The following is a 24194-nucleotide window of genomic DNA, read 5'->3' on the forward strand; positions in this document are numbered from 1 at the left end:
CGGCTCAGCACCCGGGCGGGGCGCCTCCGGTGCCGTCGGCGAACGCCCCGGCGCACGGGGCGCGGCGGGGGCCGCCGAGCGGGCCACCGCCGGGCGTCCCCGGGGTGTTGTTGTCGACGAGGTCGAGCAGGCGGAACACCTGGCTCATCTGCCCCGACCGCGCGTGCGGCAGCTCCTCGTCGGCGCCGGCCTGCACCGACAGCGAGTTGCTGTTCTGCCCGAAGGTGTCGTCGACGACGTACGCGCCGTAGGTCTGCATGGCCTCGGCGACCTTGCGCACGTCCGGCTCCGTGATGCCCGAGAGGTCCGCGTCCGGCGGGATGGCCATCAACGAGCCCATCCGCACGCCGGGGGTCTTCCCGCCGTAGTGCTCGGCGTAGTAGGAGTCGGCCTTCGTCGCCGGCCAGCGGAAGCCCCGCCCTTCCGTGCTGCAGCTGCGCGCGCAGTTCAGGCTGATCTTGAGGGCGTGGCGTATCGGCGCCGCCGCGCGGATCTCCCCGACGCGCACGTTGCCCCCGAGCCCGGACAGACCGGAGCCGCCGTGGCAGCCGGGCAGGCCCGTCGAGGTCAGCGACACCTCGGGCCAGGCGTACTCGTACGAGGGGTCGCCGCCCGGCTCGAGACGCAGGGGCTGCCCCTGGACGACGGTGCGCCGGCCGCCGTCGTCGACGAGGAACGTCGAACAGTGGTTCCAGGAGCCGTCGGCGGAGAGCTCGGGGTCGGTGTGCACCCGCACCGAGGTCCCCGAGGCGTCCAGCGTCCGCACCGGGAACGCGGGGTCGACGCTGATGTCCTCGATGTCGAGGTAGGTGCTCGACGCCCCGCTGTCGAAGGGGACGTAACGGGCGGACGTCGCCAGCGGGAGGTTCCACGGGGAGTCCCACGAGAACGGCTGGCGGTAGACGTCCCGCGCGCCGGCCGCGGTGGCGGGCGTCGCGCCCGCCGGGGCCGTCGCGAGGCCCAGCACCCCGAGGGCGACGAGCAGCGCGGCGGCGAGGCGGGCGGTCACCCGGCCGGGGAGTCGGCGGCTCACGGCGCCGTCACCCGCAGCCCGTCCTGCACCAGGGTGACCTCCGGACCGGTGTCGCGGTAGATGCCCTGCTTCAGGTAGTTCTCGCCGTCGACCATCGTGGCGCGCGGGGTGCGCTGCACGGTCTGGCGCCCGTTCTCCCAGGCCTCCACGAAGCCGGTGCCGGCGTTGCGGGAGAACTTCACGTGCAGCACGTAGTCGACCCACTCGCCGCGGCGCACCGGGCCGATCGTGCGCTTCGGGTGGTTGCGGACCCCGTCGCCGCCGATGTCGACCGTGCCCTGGTTGCTGATGTTCACCGCGAGCGGCGGCGAGCCCGAGGCGCTGTGCCACTGCAGGACGATGAACCAGCCGCCCGTGGGGTTCGGGAACTCCTGCGGGTACTGGACCGACCACTCGTACCAGCGCTCGTCGCCCTCGTGCACGAGCGCTCCGGGCGAGCTCGACTGCACCTCGCTGCGCTCTCCCCCGCCGAAGTTCGGCTTGTCGCCACGGCGCACGGTGAAGCGGGCGGCGTGGTCGCCCTGCCGCGCGCCGGGGGCGTCCACGATCGCCATGGACCGGTTGCCGCGCCCGACGCTGCCGCACCCGCCGTTGGTCAGCGCCGACTGGCAGACCTCCCACTGGCTGAAGTCGCCGGTCTCCCAGTCGCCGACGAACACCTCGCGCGGGCCGACCGGCACGGTGCCGCGGGTCTGGTCCCGGTCGGTGCCCGGGCCGGTGCTCGGGTCGATCTCCACGCCCGCCTCCAGGCCGTCCAGGCCGATGTCGATGCCCGGCGGCGGGACCGCCGGGTCGGCGGCGGCCGCGGCCGCGTCGAGCACGGTCAGCGACAGGGCCAGCGCCAGCGCCGCGGCCACCCGTGCGGGTCGACCCCGGCCGACCCGTACCGTTCGTTCGTCCCTGGCCACAACCACTCCTCGAACCGCTCGTCGTCTTCGCGGTACCGCCGACAGCGCCGGCTCGACCGTTGGACCGTTTGGCGCAATAAGACGACCATTCGGCGCAGTTCGAGGACAAGTACACGTGCTGGTGAGGCGCAACGACACTGACGGGGCCGCTGGGACACGTGTGACGCGAGGGAAAACTGGCGAGGGATCACCCGACCGGAGCGGAACGCGGGCCACGGTCGGGCGTCGTTATAGTCGGGCCGCTCGTCCAAATAGTGGTGGCCTGTGACGTGCGTGGAGGAACCGGACGTCGCCGACCGTGAGGAGACCCGGCACGTGGATCTCACCAACCGACCCGCCCGGCGGTCGGGGGCCCGTGTGGCCGTCCCCTCGGCGCGCGCGAGTGCGGAGGACCGGGGACAGACGATGACGATCGACGAACCCTTGCCCGGACCGGCCGACGACGCCGGCTCGGTGATGTTCAGCTTCCTCATCCCCGCGTACCGCACGGAGCACCTCGTCTCCGAGACGCTGGACTCGCTCCTCGCCCAGACGCGGGACGACTGGGAAGCCGTCGTGGTCGACAACGGCAACTCCGACGAGATGGCGGCGGTGGTCCGCCCCTACACGGCCGACCCCCGGGTGCGTCTGGTCCGCCAGGAGAACAAGGGCTACGCGGGCGGGGTGAACGCCGCGGCCGACGCGGCCGTCGGCCGCTGGTTCGTCCCTCTCTGCAGCGACGACCTCGTCCTGCCCGACTACTGCGAGCGCATGGCGGCCGCCGCGGACGCGAACCCGGGCGTGCACGCCCTGAGCCCGGACGCGCAGGTGTTCGACGACGCCGACCGCCAGGTGCGGGCGCTGACGTTCGTCGAGCTGTCGGGGGTGCGGCGCCAGCGCGTCCCGCGCGGGGACCTCACGCTCGCCGACCTCATGAACCAGCAGTTCCTCTACTACGGCTCGGCGTTCCGCCGCGACGCGTGGAAGGCGCTGGGTGGGCACCACTCCGACACGCGCCGTGTCGAGGACCTCGACCTCTGGCTGCGCCTCGTCGGCGGCGGCTGGTCGGTGCGCGCCGTGCCCGACGTCGTCGGGTGCTGGCGCCTGCGCGAGGACTCCATGTCGCACGCCGCCGACGGGGTCGACCAGTTCGAGGCCGAGGCCGAGCAGGCGTTCACCCGCGCCGCGCACGCGTCCGGCCGGCCCGAGGACCTCGCCGCGCTCGAGGTCGCGATGCGGCGCCTGCGCTACCGGTCGGCGATCCGCCGGGCCCGGGCGGCGTTCCTCGCCGGCGACGACCGGGCCGCCCGGGAGGCCGCGCGCACGGCGGTGCGGGCCCGCACCAACCCGCGATCCCTGACGATCCTGGCCGGCGTCTCCGTCGCCCCCGGGGTTCTGCGCCGGGCCTGGCCGCTCAAGCAGAGGACGACCGTCCGGGTCCGCCGGGTCGTGGCCCGCTGGCGCGGGCGCCGCGCGGTCTGAGTCCCGCTCAGGACGCGGGCGCCACCACGCGCACGCCGGGGTCGACGATCACCCAGTTGCTGCCGCCCGCCTCGACCTCGGGCATCCGGCGGCGCATCTCCGCGAGCATGTCGGTGACGAACAGCACGACCTCGTCCGGCCGGCGCTCGACGACCGCGTCGGGAGCCACGATCGGCACCCCGACGCCGGGCACGCGCCGGCCCTGCTTGCCCGGGGCGCCGTCGGCGATGGCCGGGAGCAGGTCGGGCCCGACGCCGGCGCGGTTGAGCAGCGGCACCGCCCGGGAGGCCGCCGCGTACCCCAGCACGTCGCGCCCCGCGTCGCGGGCCTCGACGAGGTGGGCCCGCAGGTCCTCGGCGCTGCGTCGCGCGGCGTCCTCGAGGCCGCCCACGACCTCCGGGTCGGTGACCCCCAGGGAGCGCTCGCGCTCGAGCAGCGCGTCCACCGACGCGGGGTCGCGCGGGCCCTCGACGCCGCGGCGCCGGGCCGCGAGCAGCACCGTGCCGCCGTAGAGGTCGAACAGGAAGCCGTGGGTGACCTCGAAGCCCAGCTCGTCGAGCATGCGCGCGAGCACCGGGGTGGCGTAGTAGGCGAAGTGCCCGTGGCGCAGGGCGTTCCAGGCGCCGTCGGCGACGATCGCGGCGAGCGTGTGGAACTGCAGCAGGAGGACGCCGCCCGGCGCCGTCGCCGCGGCGCGCTCCGCGAGGCCCGCGCGCTGGTCGGCGGCGTGCATGAGGCCGAAGCAGTCGATGACGACGTCGGCGGTCCCCGCGCCCGGCGCGACCTCGGTCAACCCCGTGGCGGCGAGCAGCTCCAGCCACGAGCCGCCGTGCGGGCTGCCGAACTCCGCGACGCCGCCCCCGCGCGGCAGCAGCCCCGCCGACTCCACGCGGGCCACGGCGTCGCGGGCCTGCACCACCAGCGCGTCCGGCTCGGCGCCGCGGGGCTCGTCCGGGGTCGTCGGGTCCTCGGCGAGCTGCGCGAGCCCGCACGCGGCGCACAGCCACATCCGCAGCGGGTGCACGGGGTCGGGGCCCGGGTCGTCGGCGGCCGGGAAGTGGTCGGCCGGGGGCTGCTCGCCGAGGTCGAGGACGACCGTGCCGTCCGTGCCGCCGCACCAGCGGCAGGTCAGGGTGTCGACTGTGGTCTCCGGGCTGCTCACCGGGCGATCCTCGCAGCGGCCCTCGCGGGGCCGTGACGGCGGGGATGGGAGGCTCGCGGCGTGGAGGTACACGAGGGCGCCATCGAGGGGGTCCGGGTCTTCGTCCCGACCCCGCACCGCGACGACCGGGGGCTGTTCACCCGCACGTTCGACACGGCGATCGGCATCGCGCACGGGGTGGACCTGGGGCCCGAGGCGCAGGACAGCCAGTCGCGGTCCCGCCGGGGCACGGTGCGCGGGATGCACACGCGCCGCGGGCGGGGCGAGGCGAAGCTGGTGCGCGCCGCGCACGGTGCGGTGTTCGACGTCCTCGTCGACGCCCGGCCCGGGTCGCCGACCTTCGGCCGCGTCGAGACGTTCCTGCTCGACGACGAGGACTTCCGCCACCTCTACGTCCCGCCAGGCCTGCTGCACGGGTTCCAGGCGCTCACCGACGTCGCCGACGTCTGCTACCGCATCGACCGCCCGCACGCGCCGGGCGAGGACCTGGGCGTGGCGTACGACGACCCAGACCTGGCCATCGCGTGGCCGGAGCCCGTCACCGTGGTGTCCGAGCGCGACCGCACCGCCGGTTCCTGGCAGGACCTGGTCGCCGCCCTCCGTGCGTGATCTTCTGAGCCATAGCTCAGAAGATCACGCACATGGGTCGTCAGGCGGGGCGCAGGGTCGCGTCGAGGGTGCCGGCGGACTGGCGGTCCTGGAGGACGGCGAGGCGGGTGAAGCGCCGCTCGAAGCCCTCCTGGGTCAGGCCGCGCTCGCGGTACTCGCGGATCAGCTCGGCGGCGCCGTCGGCCACCGACCACGCGGGCCGGAACTCGGGCAGGAACTTGCCGATCTTGGTGAAGTCGACGCGGTAGGAGCGCGGATCGCCGCCGGTCTCGCCGGTGATGACGAGCTCCGCCTCGGGCACCGCGACCTTGACCGCGTCGGCGATGTCGCGCACCTGCACGTTGTTCTCGGTCGAGCCCACGTTGAACGCCTGCGCCCGCACGGTGTCCGCCGGCGCCGCGAGCGCGGCCACGACGGCGCCGCCGATGTCGCGGGCGTGGGCCAGCGGGCGCCACGGCGTGCCGTCGCTCATCACGAGGATCCGGTTGGACAGCAGCGCGTGCCCGACGAGGTTGTTGAGCACGATGTCCGCGCGCAGCCGCGGCGAGAAGCCGAACGCCGTCGCGTTGCGCATCGAGACCGGGACGAAGTCGGCGTCGGCCATGTCGACCAGGTCGGCCTCGACGCGCACCTTCGACTCGGCGTAGGGGGTCACCGGCCTCATCGGCGCCTCCTCGTCGAGCACGTCCTCGGTGCCCGACGCCCCGTACACCGAGCACGTCGAGGCGTAGACGAAGCGCCCCACGCCCGCCTCCTTCGCCAGGCGCGCCAGGCGGGTGGAGGCGTGGTGGTTGATGTCGTAGGTGTGCTGCGGCGCGAGCGCCCCCAGCGGGTCGTTCGACAGCGCCGCGAGGTGCACGACGGCGTCGAACCCGGCGAGCTGGTCGGCGGTGACGTCGCGCAGGTCGACGGCCAGCGCGGGCGGCTCGGGGGCGGGCAGCGCGCCGAGCACGCAGTCGGCGTAGAGGCCCGAGTCGAGCCCGGTGACCTCGTGGCCCGCCTCGGCGAGCATCGGCGCCATCAGCGTGCCGAGGTAGCCCTGGTGGCCGGTGAGCAGCACGCGCATCGCGGGCCGTCCTTCCTTCGTGTGCGTCTCAGGCTGACGGTACGGGGGCGCCCAGCAGCGCCCGCGTCAGGTGGAAGCCCTCGGCGTAGCGCACGCCGCCCTGCACCCCGCGCACCCGGGCGAGCCCGCGGAACGTCTCGTCGTCGAACCAGCCGCGCGGCCGCTGCGAGGGGTAGTGCTCCCACAGCAGCCGGCACTTCTCGTCGACGACGTCGGGCTCCAGGGGCAGGAGCAGCGGGGTCTGCGCGAGGTCGGGCTCGGCTTTGAGGATCTCGTAGCCGAGCGCGAGGTGGTCGCGGAACACCGTGGGGACGAGCCGGGCGAGCTCGCGGTGGTCCTGGTGGTCGTCGCCGCGGTGCCCGGCGAGCACGAGGTCGGGCTCGCAGGTGCGGCGGAACGCCTCGAGCTGCTCCTTGGCCCACTGCCAGTGGTGCGGCAGGCGCCCGTCGGGCATGTCGAGCACGGTCACCGCGAGGTCCGCGCCGGGGCAGAACGCGGCCAGGGCGGCGCGCTCCTCGTCCTCGCGTGGGGTGCCGCCGCCCGAGAGCACGAGGGCCCGCACGCGCAGCCCCGGGTGCGCCCGGCACAGGGTCAGCACCGTGCCGCCGGCACCGATGGCGATGTCGTCGCAGTGCGCGGCGAGCAGGACCAGCTCGTCGAGGGCGTCGGGGACCAGCGCCCGCATCACGGATGGGCGGAGCGGTCGAGCTGCTCCTCCACGAGGCTCTCGAGCGGCGTGCGCTCGGGCTCGCGCTCCCAGACCATCCACGGGCGGGTGCCGGCGCGGTACGCCGCCTCGAGGGCGTTGCGCTCCTTGAGGGTGTCGGCGGGCTGCCAGAAGCCGTCGTAGGTGTACGACAGCAGGCGTCCCTCCTTCGCCAGGCGCGTGCACGCGTCGCCGACGAGGTCGCCGTTCTCCGGGATGTAGTCGATGGCCTCGGGGCGCAGCGCGAAGTAGCCCCCGTTCTCCCGGATCCGCATGTCGGTCACCGGGTAGATCGAGTTCACGTGGTCCGAGCCGTCGACGTCGACGATGTGGAACACCGCCTGCGGGGGCACCGCGAGCAGCGACGCCGTCGCGTCCGAGGCCCGGAAGCGCGCGAGCATGTCGTCGAGCGGGGCGTCGGTGAGCACGTCCGCGTAGTTGGCGAGGAAGATCTCCTCCTCCTGCACGAGGTGGCGCACGCGGCGCAGGCGCTCGCCGATCGGCGACTCCAGCCCGGTGTGGACGAAGTGGATCGTCCAGTCGGCGATGTCCGAGCCCTGCAGCTCGACCTCACCGCGCCGCAGGACGAAGTCGTTGGACTCCGTCTCGCGGTAGTCCAGGAAGTAGTCCTTGACGTGGTGGGCGCCGTAGCCCAGGCACAGGATGAACTCCTTGTGCCCGAAGTGGGCGTAGTAGCGCATCACGTGCCAGATCAGCGGGCGCGGCCCGACCATCTGCATCGGCTTGGGTGCGTCGGATTCCCCGTTGCGCATCCGCATGCCGTAGCCACCGCAGAAGAGAACGACCTTCACGGGTCGAGCACCTTGCCAGACCCGGGTTCGACCACCTGCAGCGAGGGGATGGGGAAGACCAGCGACCCACCCCAGTCGGCCACGTGGGCGAGCTGCGCCGTGATCTCCTCGCGCAGGTTCCACGGCAGGACCAGCACGTGGTCGGGACGGTCGGCGTCGATGCGCTCCGGCTCGTGGATCGGGATCCGCGTGCCCGGGGTGTACCGGCCGTGCTTGTAGGGGTTGCGGTCGACGGTGTAGGCGAGCAGGTCGGGGCGGATGCCGCAGTAGTTCAGCAGCGTGTTGCCCTTGCCCGGCGCGCCGTAGCCCACGACCGTCCTGCCGGCGTCCGCCGCGTCGACGAGGAAGCGCACGAGGTCGTTGCGGATGCGCGAGACGTCGCGGGCGAACCCGGCGTGCCCCTCGACGGTGTCCAGCCCCGCCGCGGCCTCCTCGGCCAGCACGTCGGCCACGGCCTGCGAGGGCTGCAGCCCCAGCTCGGCGGGCCGCGCCCAGCAGCGGATCGACCCGCCGTGGGTGGGCACCAGCTCGACGTCGACGAGCTCCAGGCCGCCGCTGCGCAGCGCCTTCTGCGCCGTGCCGAGCGTGTAGTACTGGAAGTGCTCGTGGTAGATCGTGTCGAACTGGTTGAAGCGCACCAGCGTCAGCAGGTGCTGCACCTCGATCGACACCCAGCCGTCGTCGGCCAGCATCGCCCGCAGCCCCTGGGTGAAGCCCACGAGGTCGGGGATGTGGGCGTAGACGTTGTTGGCCACCACGAGGTCGGCCGGCCCGTGCTCGGCGCGCACCTCGGCGCCGGTCTCCGGGGAGAGGAACGCCGTCTTCGTCGGCACGCCCTTGTCCCGGGCCGCCTGCCCGACGTTGACGCTGGGCTCGACGCCGAGGGCGCGCATGCCGTCGGCCACCACGTGCTGGAGCAGGTAGCCGTCGTTGCTCGCCGCCTCGACCACCAGCGAGTCGGCGGTGAGGCCGGCCCGGGCGGTCGCGTCGGTGACGAAGCGCCGGGCGTGCTCGACCCAGGACGACGAGAACGACGAGAAGTACGCGTACTCGGTGAACGTCTCGCCGGGGTCGATCAGGGGCGGCAGCTGGACGAGCAGGCACGAGCGGCACACGCGCGGGTGGAGCGGGAACGTCTGCTCCGGGGCCTCCAGGGCCTCCGCGGTGAGGAACAGCTCGCAGGGCGGGGTGGCGCCGAGGTCGACGAAGCTCGCCAGGTCGGCCGAGCCGCAGAGTCGGCAGATGATCTTGTTGTCCAAGGCTTCTCTCAGTAGGCGCCGTCGCCGCGGAACACCGCGGAGACCGTCTTCCACATGATCACCAGGTCCATCGCCGGCGACCAGTTCTCCACGTAGCGCAGGTCGAGCCGCACCGACTCCTCCCAGGAGAGGTCCGAGCGCCCGCTGACCTGCCACAGCCCGGTCATGCCCGGGCGCACGAGGAACTTCCGCTTGGCGGCGTCGGTGTAGGCGTCGATCTCGCTCGGCAGCGGCGGGCGCGGCCCGACCAGCGACATCGAGCCGCCCAGCACGTTGAGCAGCTGCGGCAGCTCGTCGAGGGAGTAGCGCCGCAGGAGCTGGCCGATCCGGGTGACGCGCGGGTCGCGGCGCAGCTTGAACAGCGGCCCCGAGCCGTCGTTGGCCCCGGTGATCAGGTCCTCGCGCAGCTTGTCGGCGTCCGGCACCATCGACCGGAACTTGATCATCTTGAAGGTCCTGCCGCGCTGCCCGACGCGGGTCTGGCGGTAGAACACCGGCCCGCCGTCGAGCTTGACGACGAACGCGATGAGCGCGAACACCGGCGCCAGCACGAGAAGGATCATCGCCGTCGTGACGCGGTCGAACATCAGCTTGAACACGCGCGGCACGCCCGAGAGGCGCGGCTCGGTGAGGCGCAGCAGCGGCAGGCCGTCGACGGGCGCGACGTGCAGGCGCGGGCCGGCGACCTCCATGAGGCCCGGGTCGACGACCAGCTCGGAGCCGGTGCCCTCGAGGTCCCAGGCCAGGCGGTGCAGGCGCTTGGGGCTCCAGCCCGGCGTCGGGGCGACGGCGACGACGCCGTAGCGCCCGCTGCCCACGCTGGTGGAGAGGTCGTCCAGGTCGCCGATGACGGGGACGCCGGCGACGTGGCCCTGGCCCTCCTCGCCGAGACCGGTCGGCGTGCAGACCGCGACCACGACCCAGCCCATGTGCGGCACGCGGCGGGTGCGCTCCACCAGGTCGCGCACGGCCTGCTCGGTGCCGACCGCGAGGACCGGCAACATCCCGCGGCCACGCTTGCGGGCCTGGTGCAGCCACCGGCGCAGCAGGTAGCGCCCGGACATGGCCAGCAGGCCGGCGACGGGCAGCACCCCGAACACCCACGGCCGCACGCCGAGCCGCTCGATCGCGAGGCCGCCGAGGCCCAGCACGATCGCCGAGGAGACGAAGGCCCGCATGAGGCGGCTCCACTCCTCGGCGCCCTGGCCCAGGGTGCGCGGGTCCCACGCCCGGCACGCGACGAGGGCGAGCGGGACGAGGACGGCGACGCCGGCGCCGAGACGCCACGGGTCGGAGGCCTGGGGACCGGTGCCCTCACCGAAGCCGATGAACCCGCCGAGCAGGACGCAGACGGCGAGGGTGAGGAGGTCGGAGGCGGCCACGGCGAGCGCGAACTTGCGCTGCCAGCTCGTGGCCGTCGCGACGCTGCCCGGCTGCTCCGGGCCCTCGTCCTCCCAGATGCGCACGAAGCCGGGCGCGGTCGGGGCCGGCTCCACGAAGACGGGGCGGTCGCGCGGCACGTCGGTCACCGGCGCCGACACGGAGGACGGCGCTCGGCCCGGGACGTCGTCGTGCGACATCCCGGCCTCCTCGGACACCCTTGTTCGCCCGTTCATCACGTCGCCCCCGTCGTGGGCTGTACGGGTGGGCACGCCCACCCGTAGCACCTCGTCGGCCATGGACACCTTTCTGCTCGACGTGAGACGCCTCGGGCCGGGTCGAGGTTGCGTCGGGTCGTCCGGGGAATTTCCGGCCGCCGCTCCCTCGCCCCCGTGGTCCGCGCGTGGTGATGGGGACAACGACCCATCCCCGGCACGGTCACGCCGGCGTCACCGGGCTATTGGACCGAGTGGGTCTTCGTCACCGACGAGCACCCCGGTTCGTGCACGGGGCGCCACGACGGACCTCCCCGGCGAGGGCCCCGCGGCGTCCGGGCCGCCCGGGAGCACCTGTTCGTCGGCACGACGCCGTCCGTCGTCGCGATCGGTGACGGGCGCGGTGCTCGTCCGGGTCGCCCCGGGCTCACGGCGGTCACGCGCCACCGATCGGTATCGTCGGTGGGACCGCCCGAGACGAGGAGTACCCGTGAGGACGTACGACCCCGCCGGCCGGGCCGTCGGCCGACGACCGGTCGGCGTGACCGTCGTCCTCGCCGTCCTGACCGCGCTCCTGGTGGCCCTGGTGCCCGGCGCGCTGCTCGCGGGTGGCGCGAGCGCGAGCACCGCCCCGCCCGCCGACGGCCAGCGGCCGCTGTGGGTGATGCCGGACAGCGGGGATCCGCTCGCCGCGTTCGACCGCAACGACTACAACGAGCAGGACGGGACCCCGCGCGTGGTCCCGTCGCCGAGCGGGTCCGGCCAGCAGGCCCTGGAGTTCAGCCTGGACGGCGGCGGTGAGCGCTCCGAGGTGCAGCCCCGCATCCCCATGCAGCGCGAGGGCGACGTCCAGTACTACTCCTACAGCGCGGTGCTGGCCGACGACTTCCCCACCGACGTCACCACGTGGCAGCTCCTGCTGCAGTGGCACCACTTCGGCGACTCCGGCTCGCCCCCCGTGGCCGTCGAGGTGCGCGACAACCGCCTGATGCTCTCGGCGGAGGGCGAGGACCGGCAGGACCTCGGGCCCGTGCGCGGCGGCGACCGGATCGACCTGACCATGCGGATCGCCTTCTCCCGCGACTCCGACCGCGGCACCGTCGACGTGTGGCGTGACGGGGACCGCGTCCTGCGGGGCTACAAGCCGCCGGGCGGCACGCTGCTCGACCAGTCCGACTACATGAAGCTCGGCCTCTACCGCGACGAGTCGATCGACGAGCCGGCCCGGCTGGTGCTGGAGGACCTGCGGATCGGGCCGTCGCTCGCGTCGGTCCGCTCGCAGGAGTCGGGCTCGTCCGCGATCGCCGAGGACGACGCGCCGAGCAGCACGTCGGGCGGCTCGGACGACGGCACGCTGTCGACGGCCTCGTGGGTCGCGGGCGGCCTGCTGGTCCTCGTGGTGATCCTCGCCGGCGCCGCCCTGCGGAACCGCCGGGTCCACCGCTGACGTCGCGTCCGCCGGGCCCCGTGCGACCATGGTCGGTGTCGCGGGCACCGCGGCGGTCCGCCGTGGTGTAAGGGCAACACCTCGGATTTTGGTTCCGATGATCCTGGTTCGAATCCAGGCGGCGGAGCAGCAGGTCGCACGCGTGTGTCCGGCGTGTGGTCCGGGTAGCACCTCGCCCATGGCGAGTTCCGACGGGCCACACACCGTCGACGGCGTCACGGTCACGCCGCCGGGTGTCGTGTGCCGCGCGGTCACCGCGTCGGGCATCGGCAACGTGACCGAGTGGTACGACTTCGGGGTCTACGCGTACCTGGAGACGACGATCCAGGTGGTGTTCCTGCCGCCCGGCACCGCCGGCGGCCCGATCATCACGGCCGGCTTGTTCGCGGCGTCCTTCCTCGCGCGGCCCTTCGGCGGGCTGTTCTTCGGACCGCTGGCCGACCGCATCGGGCGCACCAAGACCCTCGCCACGACCATGCTGCTGATGGCGCTGGCCACCTTCGGGATCGGCGTGCTGCCCACGTACGCCTCCATCGGCCTGGCCGCGCCGATGCTGCTGTTGCTGTGCCGCCTGCTGCAGGGCTTCTCCACCGGCGGCGAGTACGCCGGGGCGATGACGTTCGTCGCCGAGTACGCGCCGGACCGCCGCCGCGGCTTCCTGGCGAGCTTCCTGGAGTTCGGCACGATCACCGGCTACCTGCTCGGCGCCGCCGTGGTCACCGTGCTCCAGACCGTCCTCGGCGAGGACTCCCCCGAGCTCCTGAGCTGGGGCTGGCGCATCCCGTTCCTCCTCGCCCTGCCGATGGGCATGATCGGGCTCTACCTGCGCTACCGCCTCGAGGAGACCCCGGCCTTCAGCCAGCTGTCGGAGTCCTCCGAGGAGCAGGGCAAGCAGTCGTTCCGGGAGTTCTTCCGCGCGGCGGCCCGCTACGGGTGGCGTCCGGTGCTCGTGTGCGGCGGCCTGGTGATCGTCTTCAACGTCACCAACTACACGCTCACCACCGTCGTGCCCACCTACCTGACCGAGACGCTCGGCGAGTACGGGGCGCCGACGCTCACGACGACGACCTCGCACGTCCTGCAGATCATCCTGTTCCTCGTGCTCCTGGCCATCGTGCCCGTGCTCGGCAAGCTCGCCGACCGCGTGGGCCGCAAGCCGATCATCCTGACCGGCTGCGTCATGCTCGTGGTGCTCGCCCTGCCGGCGTTCCTGCTGCTGCGCACCGGGTCCATCCCCGGCGTCCTCGGGGGCCTGCTCCTGCTGGGCGTCACGATGGTCTGCTTCAACGCGACCATGCCCTCGACGTTGCCCTCCCTGTTCAGCACCGGGGTGCGCTACGGCTCGCTCGCGATCACGTTCAACATCGCGGTCTCGGTGTTCGGCGGCACCACGTCGGTGATCGTCGAGGGGCTCATCGCCCTCACCGGCCTGCTGGTCATGCCGGCGGTGTACCTGATGCTCGCGGCCGTCGTCGGCCTCGTCGCCGTGCGGTACCTGCGGGAACCGGGCCGTCAGCCGCTGCCGGGCTCGGGCCCGGCGGCGGCCTCGGACGAGGAGGCGCGCGAGCTCGCCCGCGCCCGCGGTTGACCCTCCGGCGCCTGCGCCCGGGGCAGCACGTCGGTCGGGCGCTCGCGGGGGTCGAACTCGCGCGGGTCGGGGCCCGGGTCGGCGACGACGTCCGCGAACGCGTCGACCGCGAGGGCCGCGGCGAGCACGACGGCCAGCGCCACGCCGACCGCGCCGGCGGTGTCGGTCGGGTAGTGGTAGTCCCGGGCGATCAGCGCCACGGCGACCGCCGTCACCACCGCGCCGGCCGCGAGGGCGACCAGCGCTCGGCGCGCGCGGGAGAGGCCGGGCAGGCCGAGGACGAGCACCGCGGCGGCCACCGTCAACGAGGCCACCGAGGTCGCGTGGCCGCTCGGGAACGCGAGCTCGTCCCCCCGCGTGCGTCCCACCAGCGGCTTGAGCGCCAGCGACGTCGTCACCATCGCGGCCGGCGGACCCGCCAGCACCAGGGCCAGCCCGCGCCCGCCCCGCACGCGCCACGCGACCGCGGCCAGCACCAGCAGGACCACGGCCGTCGGCACCGGGCCGCCGACGGAGGCGACCACCTCGCTGACGGCCCGGCCGGTGCCGCGCTGCTCCAGGAGGTCGCCGAGCTCACGGTCGGTGCGCCCGGCGCCGGAGTCGCCGGCGTAGCGCCAGGCGAGCACCGCGGTGACCACGGCGGCGAGCGCGGCGAGCGCCCCGACGGCGAGGCGGCGGTCGGGCGGCACCAGGCGGGCGTCACGGGCCGTGAGCGACCGTGCGGGACCTGTCGTCGGGCGCGGCATGGGTCCCGAGGATGCCGGATGCCCGGGGCCGGTCGCGGGCCCTCCCCGGTGACGTAGCAGAGTGGCCCCCGACGGTCGGCGGAGCGTCCACACCCGGCGTGCAGAGATCGCCCGATCGTCCGAACCCGGACGTCCCCTCTGGGGCGGGCCGGAGGCGGAGGTGCCCATGCTCCCGGGACGCACGACCAGCCCCCCGGCACGGCGGCACGCCCCGACCCGCACCGGGCTCGTGGACCGGGCGCGCTGCGCGACCCTCGCGGCCTCGTTCGTCCCCGCCACCGACCCGGTCGGGGTGATCGCCGAGCTCGACGCCGTGCTGGACGCCGGCCGCGGGCAGGACCCGGGCGTGCGGGCGCTGCTGCTGCGCCTGTCCCTCGTCGCCCGGACGATCCTCGCCGCCGACCCCGCCGGCGCCCACCCGGCCGACCCCGCCGGCAGCACCGGCGCGATCGACCGCCAGCTCGACGAGCTGCTCGCCCTCGTCGCCGAGCACGGGCTGTCGCTCTTCGCCGCCGACGCGCAGATGCTCGTCGCGCGCCGGGCCATGCTCGACGACGACGACCACACGGCCCTCGCGGCGGCGTCGGCCGCGCTCGCGCACCTCGAGGAGCCGGTGCTCGTCGACCACGCCCCGAGCGTGGCCGAGCACCGCCGCAACCTCGCCTGCGCCCGGTGGCTGGCCGCGAGCACGCTGGTGTCGCTGGACCTGCACGACCTCGCCGAGACCCTGCTCGACCAGGCCGCCGAGACCGAGACCACCGGCTACGAGCGCGTGCGCCTCGGGCTCTCGTGGGGGCTGCGCCTCGAGCGCGGCGGCCGGCCCGGCGGGGAGCACGTGCGCGCCGCGGCGGAGCTCGCCGCGGACCTGCGGGCCGACGCCGCGCCCGAGCAGCGTCCCCTGCTGCGCGCCGCGTGCGTGCTGGCCCGGGGGCACGCGCCGGCCACCACCACCGTCGCCCGGCACCTCGCCCGCCAGGACGCCGCCACCCTGGCCCGCGAGCACGTCGTCGCCTCCCACCACGACCGCCTGCTGACCCTCGTCGCGCGCGCCCGCGCGCTCGAGCGCGCCGACGAGGTCGCCGCGGCGGTGTGTCTGCTCGAGGAGCTGCGTGCCCGCCGACCCCGCGGCGAGCCGGGCCTCGGGCTCACCGTGAGCCGCGAGCTGGCCCGCCTGCGCGCCGCGCTCGCCCCGTCGGCCGGCCTCGTCGCGCGCCGTGCCCGCGCGGCCGCCGACGACTACACCGCGCAGCTCGAGACCGAGCTGTGGGCGCTGCAGCAGGCGCGCGTGCACTCGCTGCGCACCCACCTCGCCCACGACCGCCTGCGCCGCGAGCACGGCCAGGTCGCCGCGCTGGCGCTGGCCGACGCGCTCACCGGGCTGCCGAACCGGCGCGCGCTGGACCGGGCGCTCGCCGAGACGCTCGCCGCCTGCGCGCCCGGGGCGACGCCCGCGGTGGCCATGGTCGACGTCGACCGCTTCAAGCAGATCAACGACACGATCTCCCACGCCCACGGCGACGAGGTGCTGCGCGGGGTGGCCGCGGCCCTGCGCTCGTCGCTGCGCGCCCCGGACCTCGTCGCCCGCTACGGCGGCGACGAGTTCGTCGTCGTCCTGCCCGACACCGCGCCCGCCGACGCCGCGGCGGCCCTCGGTCGCGCCGCCGCCGCGGTGGCCGCGATGCCCTCGGGCGCCGCCGCCGGCGCGCCGGTGACGCTGTCCGTCGGCGTCGTCGGGGCCCTGCCCGGGGAGGCCGCCGAGGAGGTCCTGGCCCGCGCCGACGCGGTGATGTACGCGGTCAAGCGGGCGGGCGGCGACGCCGTGCGCGGGACCGACGGCCCGGCTCCCCTCGCACGCCCCGCCGGGGCGGCGCGGACGCGGTCGTAGGATCGCACTCGACGAGCCCCGGACCGGGGGCCGGCCCGCGCCTGCAGTGGGAGTCAGCAACCGATGACGCCGAGTCCGACCGCCGTCGTCGTCCTCGCGGCCGGTGAGGGCACCCGCATGCAGTCGGCCACCCCCAAGGTCCTGCACGCGGTGGGCGGGCGCAGCCTGCTCGGGCACGCCGTGCACGCCGCCGCGGGGACGTCGCCGGAGCACCTCGTGGTGGTCGTCGGCCACGAGCGCGAGCAGGTCGGCACCCACACCATCGGCCTCGCCGCCGAGCTCGGCCGCGAGGTCACCACCGCGGTGCAGGACCGCCGCCGCGGCACCGGGCACGCGGTGTCCTGCGGCATCGCCCGCCTGCCCGCCGACCTCGACGGCACCGTGCTCGTGTCCTACGGCGACGTACCGCTGCTCGACGCCGCGACGCTGCGCGCGCTGCAGGCCGAGCACGCCAGCGGCGACTACGCCGTGACGGTGCTGACCGCCGAGCTGGACGACCCGCGCGGGTACGGCCGCATCGTCCGCGACGACGCCAACCAGGTCACCGCGATCGTCGAGCACCGCGACGCGACGCTGGAGCAGCTCGCGATCAACGAGGTCAACTCCGGGGTCTACGCCTTCGACCTGGCCTTCCTCCGCGAGGCGCTGGGCCGGCTGACCACCCACAACGCGCAGGGCGAGCTCTACCTCACCGACGTCGTGGCGATGGCCGCCCAGGAGGAGCGGGGGGTCGGGGCCGTCGAGACCGCCGACCCCTGGCTCGTCGCCGGCGTCAACGACCGCGTGCAGATGGCCGCGCTGGGCGCCGAGCTCAACCGCCGGCTGCTGGAGCGCTGGATGCGCGCCGGGGTCACGGTGGTCGACCCGCGCAGCACGTGGATCGACGTCGGCGTGCGCCTCGAGCGCGACGTCACGCTGCACCCGGGCACCCAGCTGCACGGGCGCACGACGATCGCCGAGGGCGCCACGATCGGGCCGGACACCACGCTGACCGACGTCGCCGTCGGCGCGCGCGCCGCGGTGGTGCGCACGCACGGGTCGTCGTCGCGCGTCGGCCCGGAGACCTCGGTCGGCCCGTTCGCCTACCTCCGGCCCGGCGTCGAGCTCGACGCGCGCGGCAAGATCGGCACGTTCGTCGAGGTCAAGAACAGCCACATCGGCGAGGGCAGCAAGGTCCCGCACCTCACCTACGTCGGCGACGCCACCATCGGCGAGGGCAGCAACATCGGCGCCTCCTCGGTGTTCGTCAACTACGACGGCGTCACCAAGCACCGGACCGTGGTGGGCTCGCACGTCCGCACCGGTTCGGACAACACGTTCGTCGCCCCCGTCTCCGTCGGGGACGGGGCCTACACCGGCGCGGGCACCGTCGTGCGCGAGGACGTGCCCCCCGGCGCGCTCGCCGTGTCGTCGGGGCCGCAGCGCAACGTCGAGGGCTGGGTCGCGCGCAAGCGGCCGGGCACGGCCGCCGCGACGGCCGCGGAGCAGGCCGCGGCCACCCGGTCCGCCGGTGGCGACACCAACGAGCAGGAGGAGCCGTGACCGTGAGCATGTCGTCGACGCCCAAGAAGAGCCTCATGCTCTTCTCCGGCCGGGCACACCCGGAGCTGGCGGAGGAGATCGCCAAGGAGCTCGACGTCACGATCACCCCGCAGGCGGCGTACGACTTCGCCAACGGCGAGATCTTCGTGCGCTTCGAGGAGTCGGTGCGCGGCTGCGACGCCTTCGTCATCCAGAGCCACACCGCGCCGATCAACCAGTGGATCATGGAGCAGCTCATCATGATCGACGCCCTGAAGCGGGCGTCGGCCAAGCGGATCACCGCGGTGGTGCCGTTCTACGGGTACGCCCGCCAGGACAAGAAGCACCGCGGCCGCGAGCCCATCTCCGCCCGCCTCGTCGCGGACATGCTCAAGACCGCGGGCGCGCACCGGATCATGACGATCGACCTGCACACCGACCAGATCCAGGGCTTCTTCGACGGTCCCGTCGACCACCTGCTGGCCAACAAGGTCCTCGCCGAGCACCTGCGCGACACCTACGCCGACCACGACCTCGCCGTCGTCGCCCCCGACTCCGGTCGCGTGCGCGTCGCCGAGAAGTGGGCGGACATGCTGGGCGGCGTCCCGCTGGCCTTCATCCACAAGAGCCGCGACAAGACCCGGCCCAACGAGGTCGTCGCCAACCGCGTGGTCGGCGAGGTCTCCGGGCGCACCTGCATCCTCGTCGACGACATGATCGACACCGGCGGCACGATCGCCAAGGCCACCGAGGCGCTGCTCGCCGACGGGGCCAAGGACGTCATCATCTCCGCCACCCACGGCGTGCTCTCGGGCCCGGCGGTCGAGCGCCTGTCGACGTGCGGGGCCCGCGAGGTGATCGTCACCAACACCCTGCCGATCCCCGACAGCAAGCGCTTCCCGTCGCTGACGGTGCTCTCGATCGCGCCGGTCATCGCCCGCGCGGTGCGCGAGGTCTTCGAGGACGGCTCGGTGACGAACCTGTTCGACGGCAACGCCTAGCGTCGTGGGCCTCTGGGGCGAGCACGTCGTCCCGCGCGTCACGGACCTCGCGCTCGGCAGCCCGGACGTCCGGGCGCTGCGGGTGCGGGCCGTGGCGCAGGCCCGCGGTGAGGTCGTGGAGCTGGGCTCGGGCAGCGGGCCGACGCTGCCGCTCTACCCCGACGCCGTGACCTCGGTGCGGGCGGTCGAGCCGTCGGCGGTGGCGCGCCGGCTGGCGGCCCGCCGGGTGGCCGCGGCCCGCGTGCCCGTCGAGCACGTCGGCCTCGACGGCGCCGACCTGCCCCTGCCCGACGCCTCCGCCGACACCGTGGTCAGCACGTTCACCCTGTGCACCATCCCCGACGTCGAGCGCGCGCTGCGCGAGGTCCGGCGCGTCCTGCGCCCCGACGGGCGGTTCCTGTTCCTCGAGCACGGGCTCTCCCCCGACCCGCGCACCGCCCGCTGGCAGCACCGCCTCGACGGCCTCCAGCAGCGCCTGTGCGCGGGGTGCCACCTCACGCGCCCGATCGACGCGCTGGTCCGCGACGCCGGGCTGGTGATCACCGACCTGTCCCACGACCGGCTCCGGGGCCCGGGGCCGATGTCGTACCTCTACCTCGGGGTCGCGACGCCCTGAACGGTCTCGGCGAGGCGCGGCACGCGGGCAGCGAAGGTCACCCCGACTGCGTCCCTCGCAGCACGGACCCCGCCCGGGCGGGGGACTTCGGTGGCAGGAACCGCGCTGAGCGCGGGTTTCGCCACCGAAGTCTGTCGGGGGCGGTCGGGTGCGCGGAGATCCCGATCTGCGGGAGCGCGCGTTTCGCTGAGCGGAGCGTCCGCTCCACAGACACGGATCTCCGCGCTCGCCCGCCGCAGCGAAGGTCACCCCGACTGCGTGACACGCAGCGGAGGCGTCCCTCGCGACACGAACCCCACCCGGGCGGCGCACTTCGGTGGCGGGAACCGCGCTGAGCGCGGGATTCGTCACCGAAGTCCCCGGGGGGGCGTGCGGAGATCTCGATCTGCGGAGCGCGCGTTCCGCTGAGCGGAGCGTCCGCTCCACGGACACGGATCTCCGCGCTGCCCCGCCGCAGCGAAGGTCACCCCGCCTGCGTCCCACGCAGCGGAGGCGTCCCTCGCGGCACGAACCCCGCCCGCCGAGCACCACCACGCGCCCCGGTATCGTCGGACCTGCACTTCGGCGAGGGCCCGGTCCGAGCACCGGCCGTGATCGACGCAGTGCGGCCTCCCGGCGTCCCGGGCGGGGCCGCGCGCGGCGCGCCGACCCGCAGACGACCGCAGGAGAGACACACCATGGCCGACGAGGTCCGCATCGCGGTGGAGACCCGCACCGAGTTCGGCAAGGGCGCGGCCCGCCGCACCCGTCGTGCCGGCAAGGTCCCCGCGGTGCTCTACGGGCACGGCACCGACCCCGTGCACCTGTCGTTCGACACCGTCGAGCTCGCCGCCGCGCTGCGCGAGAACGGCCGCAACGCGGTCCTCACGCTCACCGGCCTCGAGGGCCAGCCGCAGCTCGCGCTGACCAAGAGCATCGTGCGCGACCCCATCAAGGGCTTCTTCGAGCACATCGACCTCGTCCTCGTCCGCCGTGGCGAGAAGGTCCAGGTCGACGTCCCGATCGTCATCATCGGTGACCCCGCGTCCGGCACCCTGGTGTTCCAGAACGAGGACCGGCTGACGATCGAGGCCGACGCGATGGACATCCCCGAGGAGATCTCGGTCGTCATCGAGGACGCCGAGATGAACACCCAGTTCCTCGCGAAGGACATCCGCCTGCCCGACGGCTCGACGCTCGTCACCGACCCCGACGTCCTCGTCGTCAACGTCACCGAGGCGCCCAGCCAGGACGCCATGGAGGACGAGATCGACACCGAGGGTGCCGGCGTCGAGGAGGACACCCCCGAGGACGAGGCCGCCGAGACCGGCGAGCCGTCCGAGGCCGCGTCCGGCGACCAGCCCGCCGGCGACGCCGAGTCGTCCTCCGACGAGAGCTGATCGCACACCCGTGAGCCCCGACGGTGCCCGGCCCGACGGCCCCCTGCTGGTCGTCGGGCTGGGCAACCCCGGCCCCGACTACGACGGCACCCGGCACAACGTCGGGTTCGTCGTCGCGGACGTCCTCGCCGGACGCGTCGGTGCCCGGTTCTCGCCGCACAAGCGCTCCGGGGCCGACGTCGCCGAGGGCCGGCTCGCCGGCCGCCGTGCCGTGCTGGCCAAGCCCCGCGGCTACATGAACCTCTCGGGCGGACCCGTCGCCGGCGCCGCCCGCTTCTTCTCGGTCGCGCCGGCCGACGTGGTGGTCGTGCACGACGACCTGGACCTCGAGTTCGGCGTCGTGCGCCTCAAGCGCGGTGGCGGCGAGGGCGGGCACAACGGGCTGCGCTCGATCTCGAAGTCACTGGGCACCAAGGACTACCTGCGCGTGCGCTTCGGCATCGGCCGTCCGCCGGGCCGCCAGGACCCCGCCGACTACGTGCTCAAGCGCTGGTCGGCCGCCGAGCGCAAGGAGCTCGACGTGTCCGTCGAGCTGGCCGCCGACGCCGTCGAGGCGCTGGCCGCCGAGGGCCTGGAGCCGGCGCAGAACCGCTTCCACTAGCCCCGCAGGTACGCCAGCACCGCCAGGACGCGGCGGTTGTCGTCCGGCCCGGCCACGAGCCCGAGCTTGGTGAACGCCGAGCGGGCGTAGGCCTCCACCGTCTTCTCCGACAGGTGCAGCCGCTCGCCGACCCCGTGGTTCGACCGTCCCTGCGCCATCTCCGCGAGCACGTCCCGCTCGCGGTCGGACAGCGCGTCCAGGGGGTTGCGCACGCGCCGGCGCCCGACGAGCTGGGCCACCACGGCCGGGTCGACCACGACGCCGCCGGCGACGACGCGGCGCAGCGCGTCGGTGAGCTCGTCGACGTCGCCGACGCGCTCCTTGAGCAGGTAGCCCGTCCCGCCGCTGTCCGCGTCGATGATCGACAGCGCGAAGTGCGGCTCCAGGTGCGCCGAGAGCACGAGCACGCCGACGTCGGGGTGCCGCTGCGCGAGGGTCCGCGCGGCGTCGAGGCCCTCGGTGGTGTGGGTCGGCGGCATCCGGATGTCGACGAGGACGGCGTCGGGGCGGTGGGCCGCGACGGCCCCGAGCAGCGCCGGCGCGTCGCCGACCTCGGCGACCACCTCGATCCCCGCGTCGCCGAGCAACCGGGCGACGCCGACGCGGAACAGCGCCGCGTCGTCGGCGACGATCACCCGCACGGCAGGGTCGCCGTCACGCGCGTGCCGCCGCGGGCGGGGCTGCTGACCAGCAGGTGGCCGCCCAGCGCGGCGACCCGGTCGGCGAGCCCCCGCAACCCCGAGCCCTCCGCGTCCGCCCCGCCGACGCCGTCGTCGGCCACCTCCACCCGCAGCTCCCCGCCGTCGGGGACGACGCGGACAGCGACGTGCGACGCCGACGCGTGCTTGGCCGCGTTGGTGAGGGCCTCGGACACCACGAAGTAGCAGGTCTGCTCCACCGGCTCCGAGCGTCGCTGGGTCGGCACGTCCTCGAGCACGACGGGCACCGGCGCGCGCTCGGCCAGCGAGGCCAGCGCCGGACCGAGCCCCGCGTCCGTGAGCAGCGCCGGGTAGATGCCGCGGGCGAGCTCGCGCAGCTCGGCGAGCGCGGCGGTGAGCTCCTCGCCGGCCTCCACGAGCAGCGCGTCGAGCTCCGCCGGCGGCGACGCGAGGCGGGCGCGGGCCAGGCGCAGCGCCAGCCCGACGGCCACGAGGCGCTGCTGCGCGCCGTCGTGGAGGTCCCGCTCGACCCGGCGACGGGCGGCGTCGGCGGCCTCGACGAGCCGCGTCCGCGACGCCCGCACCTCCTCCAGCTGCTCGCGGACCGCGGCGTGCAGGCGCTCGTTCTCCACCGCCAGCCCGGCGCCGGCGGCGACGGCCGCGACGAGGTCGGGCTCGCCGGCGAGGACCGGGTCGTGGCGCAGGACGGCGACCACCTCGCCGTCCCGCTCGAGGTGGGTGACCGCGCGGTCGTCGCGGGGCGCGACGTCGGCGGGGCGCCCGGCCGCGTCGAGAAAGGTGTCGGTGCCCGGGACGCGGTAGGCGATGTCCGCGGTCGGGTCGTGCAGCGTGCGCGCCACGACCGAGCGCAGGCGCGCGGGCACCGCCGGGCCGTCGCCGAGCTCGACGACCAGCCGCCCGACCCCGGAGCGGTCGAGGCGGCTGCGCAGCAGCCCGAGCAGCAGCGCGACCGGCCAGACGACGAGGACGACCTGCGCGGACCAGGCGAGGACGACCCCCACGGACGGGGGCAGGAGCAGCAGGATCGCGGTGCGCTCGACGAGCAGGGTGGCGACGACGACGGTGCCGCCGACCAGGCCCGAAGTGAGCGCGCGGCGCGCGGCGGCGCCCGCGGCGCGCCAGCGGGTCCAGATCGACACGAGCACCGACACGAACAGCGTGACGACGACGGCCTGGACGACGAGGTCGACGGGCTCCGGGGAGAACTCGCCGTTGGACGGGGTGATGAGCAGGCCGTTCGGCGGCGGCCCCTCGCCCCGGCCCCGCTGCGTCCCGAGGGCGAGGAACACGGCGTCGAGCGGCGCGGAGAGCAGGTAGCCGACGCCGACGAGCACGCGCTGGCCGGGGCCGGTGGTCCGCCCGGTCGGGAACGTCACCAGCAGGTGCACGAACAGGCTCAGGGCGACCGAGCCGAGGAGCACTCCCAGCACGAACGCCGGCGTCGTGTCCACCGCGACGAGGAACCGCGCGAGCCACGCGAACCCGAGCAGGACCATCAGCACGCCCGTGCGGTTCCCGGGCCGCCGGCGCCGCGCGGCTAGCCCGACGCCGACGAACGACCAGCCGACCGCGAGGTTGAGCACCAGCGTCGGGGCGACCACGTCGGCGGGGACCTCGTAGCCGCCCCGCACGAGCGCGCCGGCGGCCGCGGCGCCGGCCAGCACGGCCGCGAGCGCGATCGCCCAGGTCGTGACCGCCGCGCGCCGGGGGCTCACGGGTCGCCCAGCACCCGGCGCAGGGCGTCCCCGGAGAGCTCGTCCTTGGCGATGAAGCCGCGCGCGGGGCTGGCGTCCACCCGCCGGCCGTAGTCGTCGCGGGCGCGGCTCGACACGAGCACCACCGTGGGCGCTCCGTAGACACCGTCGTCACCCGCCAGGACCTCGGCCACACCGAAACCGTCGAGGTCCGGGAGCCGGATGTCCAGCAGTACGACGTCGGGCGCGAGGGTCCGCACCGCGTCGAACGCGTCCGCGGCGTCCCCGGCCTCCCCGACGACGTCGAACCCGTCGGCCACCAGCAGCCGCCGCGCGAGGGACCGGAACGACGCGTGGTCGTCGACGATGAGCACCCGGGCGGTCACGCTCCGGACGCTGGCACCGGCGGGGCCTCCCGGGCTACG

At 74.8% G+C, this 24194-nt stretch carries 22 protein-coding genes and 1 tRNA gene; 11 read left to right on the forward strand and 12 right to left on the reverse strand.

Going from position 1 to position 24194, the window contains the following annotated elements; translation table 11 throughout:
* Window positions 1-4 precede the first annotated feature (4 nt).
* Together ACQPX6_RS25855 and ACQPX6_RS25860 are read right to left on the reverse strand one after the other, a co-directional pair.
* Window positions 5-1033: a hypothetical protein gene (locus ACQPX6_RS25855; protein ID WP_433783522.1), complete on the reverse strand. Its 1029-nt coding sequence runs from the start codon at window positions 1031-1033 to the stop codon at window positions 5-7.
* On the reverse strand, window positions 1030-1890 hold the full coding sequence (locus ACQPX6_RS25860) for a polysaccharide lyase (protein ID WP_433783523.1): 861 nt from the start codon (window positions 1888-1890) through the stop codon (window positions 1030-1032). Before ACQPX6_RS25860 ends, ACQPX6_RS25855 begins: the two co-directional genes overlap by 4 nt.
* A 456-nt stretch (window positions 1891-2346) precedes the next feature.
* Between ACQPX6_RS25860 and ACQPX6_RS25865 the strand changes: the two genes are divergently transcribed.
* Window positions 2347-3402: a glycosyltransferase family 2 protein gene (locus ACQPX6_RS25865; protein WP_433783525.1), complete on the forward strand. Its 1056-nt coding sequence runs from the start codon at window positions 2347-2349 to the stop codon at window positions 3400-3402.
* Window positions 3403-3409: 7 nt separating this feature from the next.
* On the opposite strand, the gene ACQPX6_RS25870 is transcribed toward ACQPX6_RS25865, so the two are convergent.
* Window positions 3410-4564 carry a class I SAM-dependent methyltransferase gene (locus tag ACQPX6_RS25870; protein WP_433783526.1) on the reverse strand — a complete coding sequence of 385 codons (1155 nt, stop codon included), beginning with the start codon at window positions 4562-4564 and terminating at the stop codon, window positions 3410-3412.
* Window positions 4565-4624: 60 nt separating this feature from the next.
* Between ACQPX6_RS25870 and ACQPX6_RS25875 the strand changes: the two genes are divergently transcribed.
* Window positions 4625-5173: a dTDP-4-dehydrorhamnose 3,5-epimerase family protein gene (locus ACQPX6_RS25875; RefSeq protein ID WP_433783527.1), complete on the forward strand. Its 549-nt coding sequence runs from the start codon at window positions 4625-4627 to the stop codon at window positions 5171-5173.
* Between the two features lie 40 nt (window positions 5174-5213).
* On the opposite strand, the gene ACQPX6_RS25880 is transcribed toward ACQPX6_RS25875, so the two are convergent.
* Genes ACQPX6_RS25880 through ACQPX6_RS25900 form a run of 5 tightly spaced genes read right to left on the reverse strand, consistent with a single transcriptional unit; the run spans window position 5214 to window position 10695 of the window.
* A complete protein-coding gene (locus ACQPX6_RS25880) occupies window positions 5214-6239 on the reverse strand; it encodes an NAD-dependent epimerase/dehydratase family protein (protein ID WP_433783528.1) in 1026 nt (341 codons plus the stop codon).
* A 28-nt stretch (window positions 6240-6267) separates the two neighbouring features.
* Window positions 6268-6924, reverse strand: coding sequence for a PIG-L deacetylase family protein (locus ACQPX6_RS25885; RefSeq protein ID WP_433783529.1), 657 nt, complete (start codon window positions 6922-6924; stop codon window positions 6268-6270).
* Window positions 6924-7757 (reverse strand): glucose-1-phosphate cytidylyltransferase, encoded by an 834-nt coding sequence (locus ACQPX6_RS25890; RefSeq protein ID WP_433783531.1) that lies wholly within the window; start codon window positions 7755-7757, stop codon window positions 6924-6926. Before ACQPX6_RS25890 ends, ACQPX6_RS25885 begins: the two co-directional genes overlap by 1 nt.
* Window positions 7754-9016, reverse strand: coding sequence for a class I SAM-dependent methyltransferase (locus ACQPX6_RS25895; protein WP_433783532.1), 1263 nt, complete (start codon window positions 9014-9016; stop codon window positions 7754-7756). Before ACQPX6_RS25895 ends, ACQPX6_RS25890 begins: the two co-directional genes overlap by 4 nt.
* 8 nt (window positions 9017-9024) lie before the next feature.
* The gene (locus ACQPX6_RS25900; protein ID WP_433783533.1) at window positions 9025-10695 is read right to left on the reverse strand and encodes a sugar transferase; all 1671 of its coding nucleotides are present in this window, start codon (window positions 10693-10695) and stop codon (window positions 9025-9027) included.
* Between the two features lie 406 nt (window positions 10696-11101).
* Between ACQPX6_RS25900 and ACQPX6_RS25905 the strand changes: the two genes are divergently transcribed.
* The 3 genes from ACQPX6_RS25905 to ACQPX6_RS25915 all read left to right on the forward strand — a co-directional run bounded on the left by ACQPX6_RS25905 (window position 11102) and on the right by ACQPX6_RS25915 (window position 13646).
* Window positions 11102-12058: a polysaccharide lyase gene (locus ACQPX6_RS25905; RefSeq protein WP_433783534.1), complete on the forward strand. Its 957-nt coding sequence runs from the start codon at window positions 11102-11104 to the stop codon at window positions 12056-12058.
* A gap of 56 nt (window positions 12059-12114) precedes the next feature.
* A tRNA-Gln gene (locus ACQPX6_RS25910) sits at window positions 12115-12185 on the forward strand.
* A 51-nt stretch (window positions 12186-12236) separates the two neighbouring features.
* Complete coding sequence (locus tag ACQPX6_RS25915; RefSeq protein ID WP_433783535.1) at window positions 12237-13646, forward strand: MFS transporter; 1410 nt, start codon at window positions 12237-12239, stop codon at window positions 13644-13646.
* Here the strand turns inward: ACQPX6_RS25915 and ACQPX6_RS25920 are convergent.
* The gene (locus ACQPX6_RS25920) at window positions 13571-14392 is read right to left on the reverse strand and encodes a hypothetical protein (RefSeq protein ID WP_433783536.1); all 822 of its coding nucleotides are present in this window, start codon (window positions 14390-14392) and stop codon (window positions 13571-13573) included. The genes ACQPX6_RS25915 and ACQPX6_RS25920 overlap by 76 nt on opposite strands.
* A 166-nt stretch (window positions 14393-14558) precedes the next feature.
* On the opposite strand from ACQPX6_RS25920, the gene ACQPX6_RS25925 reads away from it, so the two are divergent.
* The 6 genes from ACQPX6_RS25925 (at window position 14559) to pth (ending at window position 21395) form a co-directional block, all read left to right on the forward strand.
* Complete coding sequence (locus tag ACQPX6_RS25925) at window positions 14559-16277, forward strand: diguanylate cyclase (protein WP_433783538.1); 1719 nt, start codon at window positions 14559-14561, stop codon at window positions 16275-16277.
* Window positions 16278-16340: 63 nt separating this feature from the next.
* On the forward strand, window positions 16341-17819 hold the full coding sequence (glmU, locus tag ACQPX6_RS25930; protein WP_433783540.1) for a bifunctional UDP-N-acetylglucosamine diphosphorylase/glucosamine-1-phosphate N-acetyltransferase GlmU: 1479 nt from the start codon (window positions 16341-16343) through the stop codon (window positions 17817-17819).
* Between the two features lie 8 nt (window positions 17820-17827).
* Window positions 17828-18799, forward strand: a complete 972-nt coding sequence (locus ACQPX6_RS25935) for a ribose-phosphate diphosphokinase (RefSeq protein WP_433788357.1) — start codon at window positions 17828-17830, stop codon at window positions 18797-18799.
* Window positions 18800-18803: 4 nt separating this feature from the next.
* Window positions 18804-19415 carry a class I SAM-dependent methyltransferase gene (locus ACQPX6_RS25940; RefSeq protein ID WP_433783541.1) on the forward strand — a complete coding sequence of 204 codons (612 nt, stop codon included), beginning with the start codon at window positions 18804-18806 and terminating at the stop codon, window positions 19413-19415.
* Between the two features lie 677 nt (window positions 19416-20092).
* Window positions 20093-20794, forward strand: coding sequence for a 50S ribosomal protein L25/general stress protein Ctc (locus tag ACQPX6_RS25945; protein ID WP_433783542.1), 702 nt, complete (start codon window positions 20093-20095; stop codon window positions 20792-20794).
* 10 nt (window positions 20795-20804) lie between these two features.
* Complete coding sequence (pth, locus tag ACQPX6_RS25950; protein WP_433783544.1) at window positions 20805-21395, forward strand: aminoacyl-tRNA hydrolase; 591 nt, start codon at window positions 20805-20807, stop codon at window positions 21393-21395.
* On the opposite strand, the gene ACQPX6_RS25955 is transcribed toward pth, so the two are convergent.
* From ACQPX6_RS25955 to ACQPX6_RS25965, 3 genes are read right to left on the reverse strand one after another with little or no spacing between them, the layout of a single operon-like run.
* Complete coding sequence (locus tag ACQPX6_RS25955; protein ID WP_433783546.1) at window positions 21392-22030, reverse strand: response regulator transcription factor; 639 nt, start codon at window positions 22028-22030, stop codon at window positions 21392-21394. The genes pth and ACQPX6_RS25955 overlap by 4 nt on opposite strands.
* Complete coding sequence (locus tag ACQPX6_RS25960; RefSeq protein WP_433783547.1) at window positions 22027-23790, reverse strand: sensor histidine kinase; 1764 nt, start codon at window positions 23788-23790, stop codon at window positions 22027-22029. Before ACQPX6_RS25960 ends, ACQPX6_RS25955 begins: the two co-directional genes overlap by 4 nt.
* Window positions 23787-24155, reverse strand: coding sequence for a response regulator (locus tag ACQPX6_RS25965; RefSeq protein WP_433783549.1), 369 nt, complete (start codon window positions 24153-24155; stop codon window positions 23787-23789). Before ACQPX6_RS25965 ends, ACQPX6_RS25960 begins: the two co-directional genes overlap by 4 nt.
* Window positions 24156-24194: the final 39 nt, after the last annotated feature.

It is taken from the genome of Actinomycetospora sp. CA-101289, assembly GCF_050955895.1.
GTDB lineage: Bacteria > Actinomycetota > Actinomycetes > Mycobacteriales > Pseudonocardiaceae > Actinomycetospora.

Excerpts from the sequence above, each read along its gene's own strand:
- ACQPX6_RS25865 (WP_433783525.1), top strand. The coding sequence starts at position 2,347 with ATGACGATCGACGAACCCTTGCCCGGACCGGCCGACGACGCCGGCTCG.
- ACQPX6_RS25880 (WP_433783528.1), bottom strand. The coding sequence starts at position 6,239 with ATGCGCGTGCTGCTCACCGGCCACCAGGGCTACCTCGGCACGCTGATG.
- ACQPX6_RS25885 (WP_433783529.1), bottom strand. The coding sequence starts at position 6,924 with ATGCGGGCGCTGGTCCCCGACGCCCTCGACGAGCTGGTCCTGCTCGCC.
- ACQPX6_RS25900 (WP_433783533.1), bottom strand. The coding sequence starts at position 10,695 with ATGGCCGACGAGGTGCTACGGGTGGGCGTGCCCACCCGTACAGCCCAC.
- ACQPX6_RS25915 (WP_433783535.1), top strand. The coding sequence starts at position 12,237 with ATGGCGAGTTCCGACGGGCCACACACCGTCGACGGCGTCACGGTCACG.
- ACQPX6_RS25920 (WP_433783536.1), bottom strand. The coding sequence starts at position 14,392 with ATGCCGCGCCCGACGACAGGTCCCGCACGGTCGCTCACGGCCCGTGAC.
- ACQPX6_RS25925 (WP_433783538.1), top strand. The coding sequence starts at position 14,559 with ATGCTCCCGGGACGCACGACCAGCCCCCCGGCACGGCGGCACGCCCCG.
- glmU (WP_433783540.1), top strand. The coding sequence starts at position 16,341 with ATGACGCCGAGTCCGACCGCCGTCGTCGTCCTCGCGGCCGGTGAGGGC.
- ACQPX6_RS25935 (WP_433788357.1), top strand. The coding sequence starts at position 17,828 with ATGTCGTCGACGCCCAAGAAGAGCCTCATGCTCTTCTCCGGCCGGGCA.
- ACQPX6_RS25945 (WP_433783542.1), top strand. The coding sequence starts at position 20,093 with ATGGCCGACGAGGTCCGCATCGCGGTGGAGACCCGCACCGAGTTCGGC.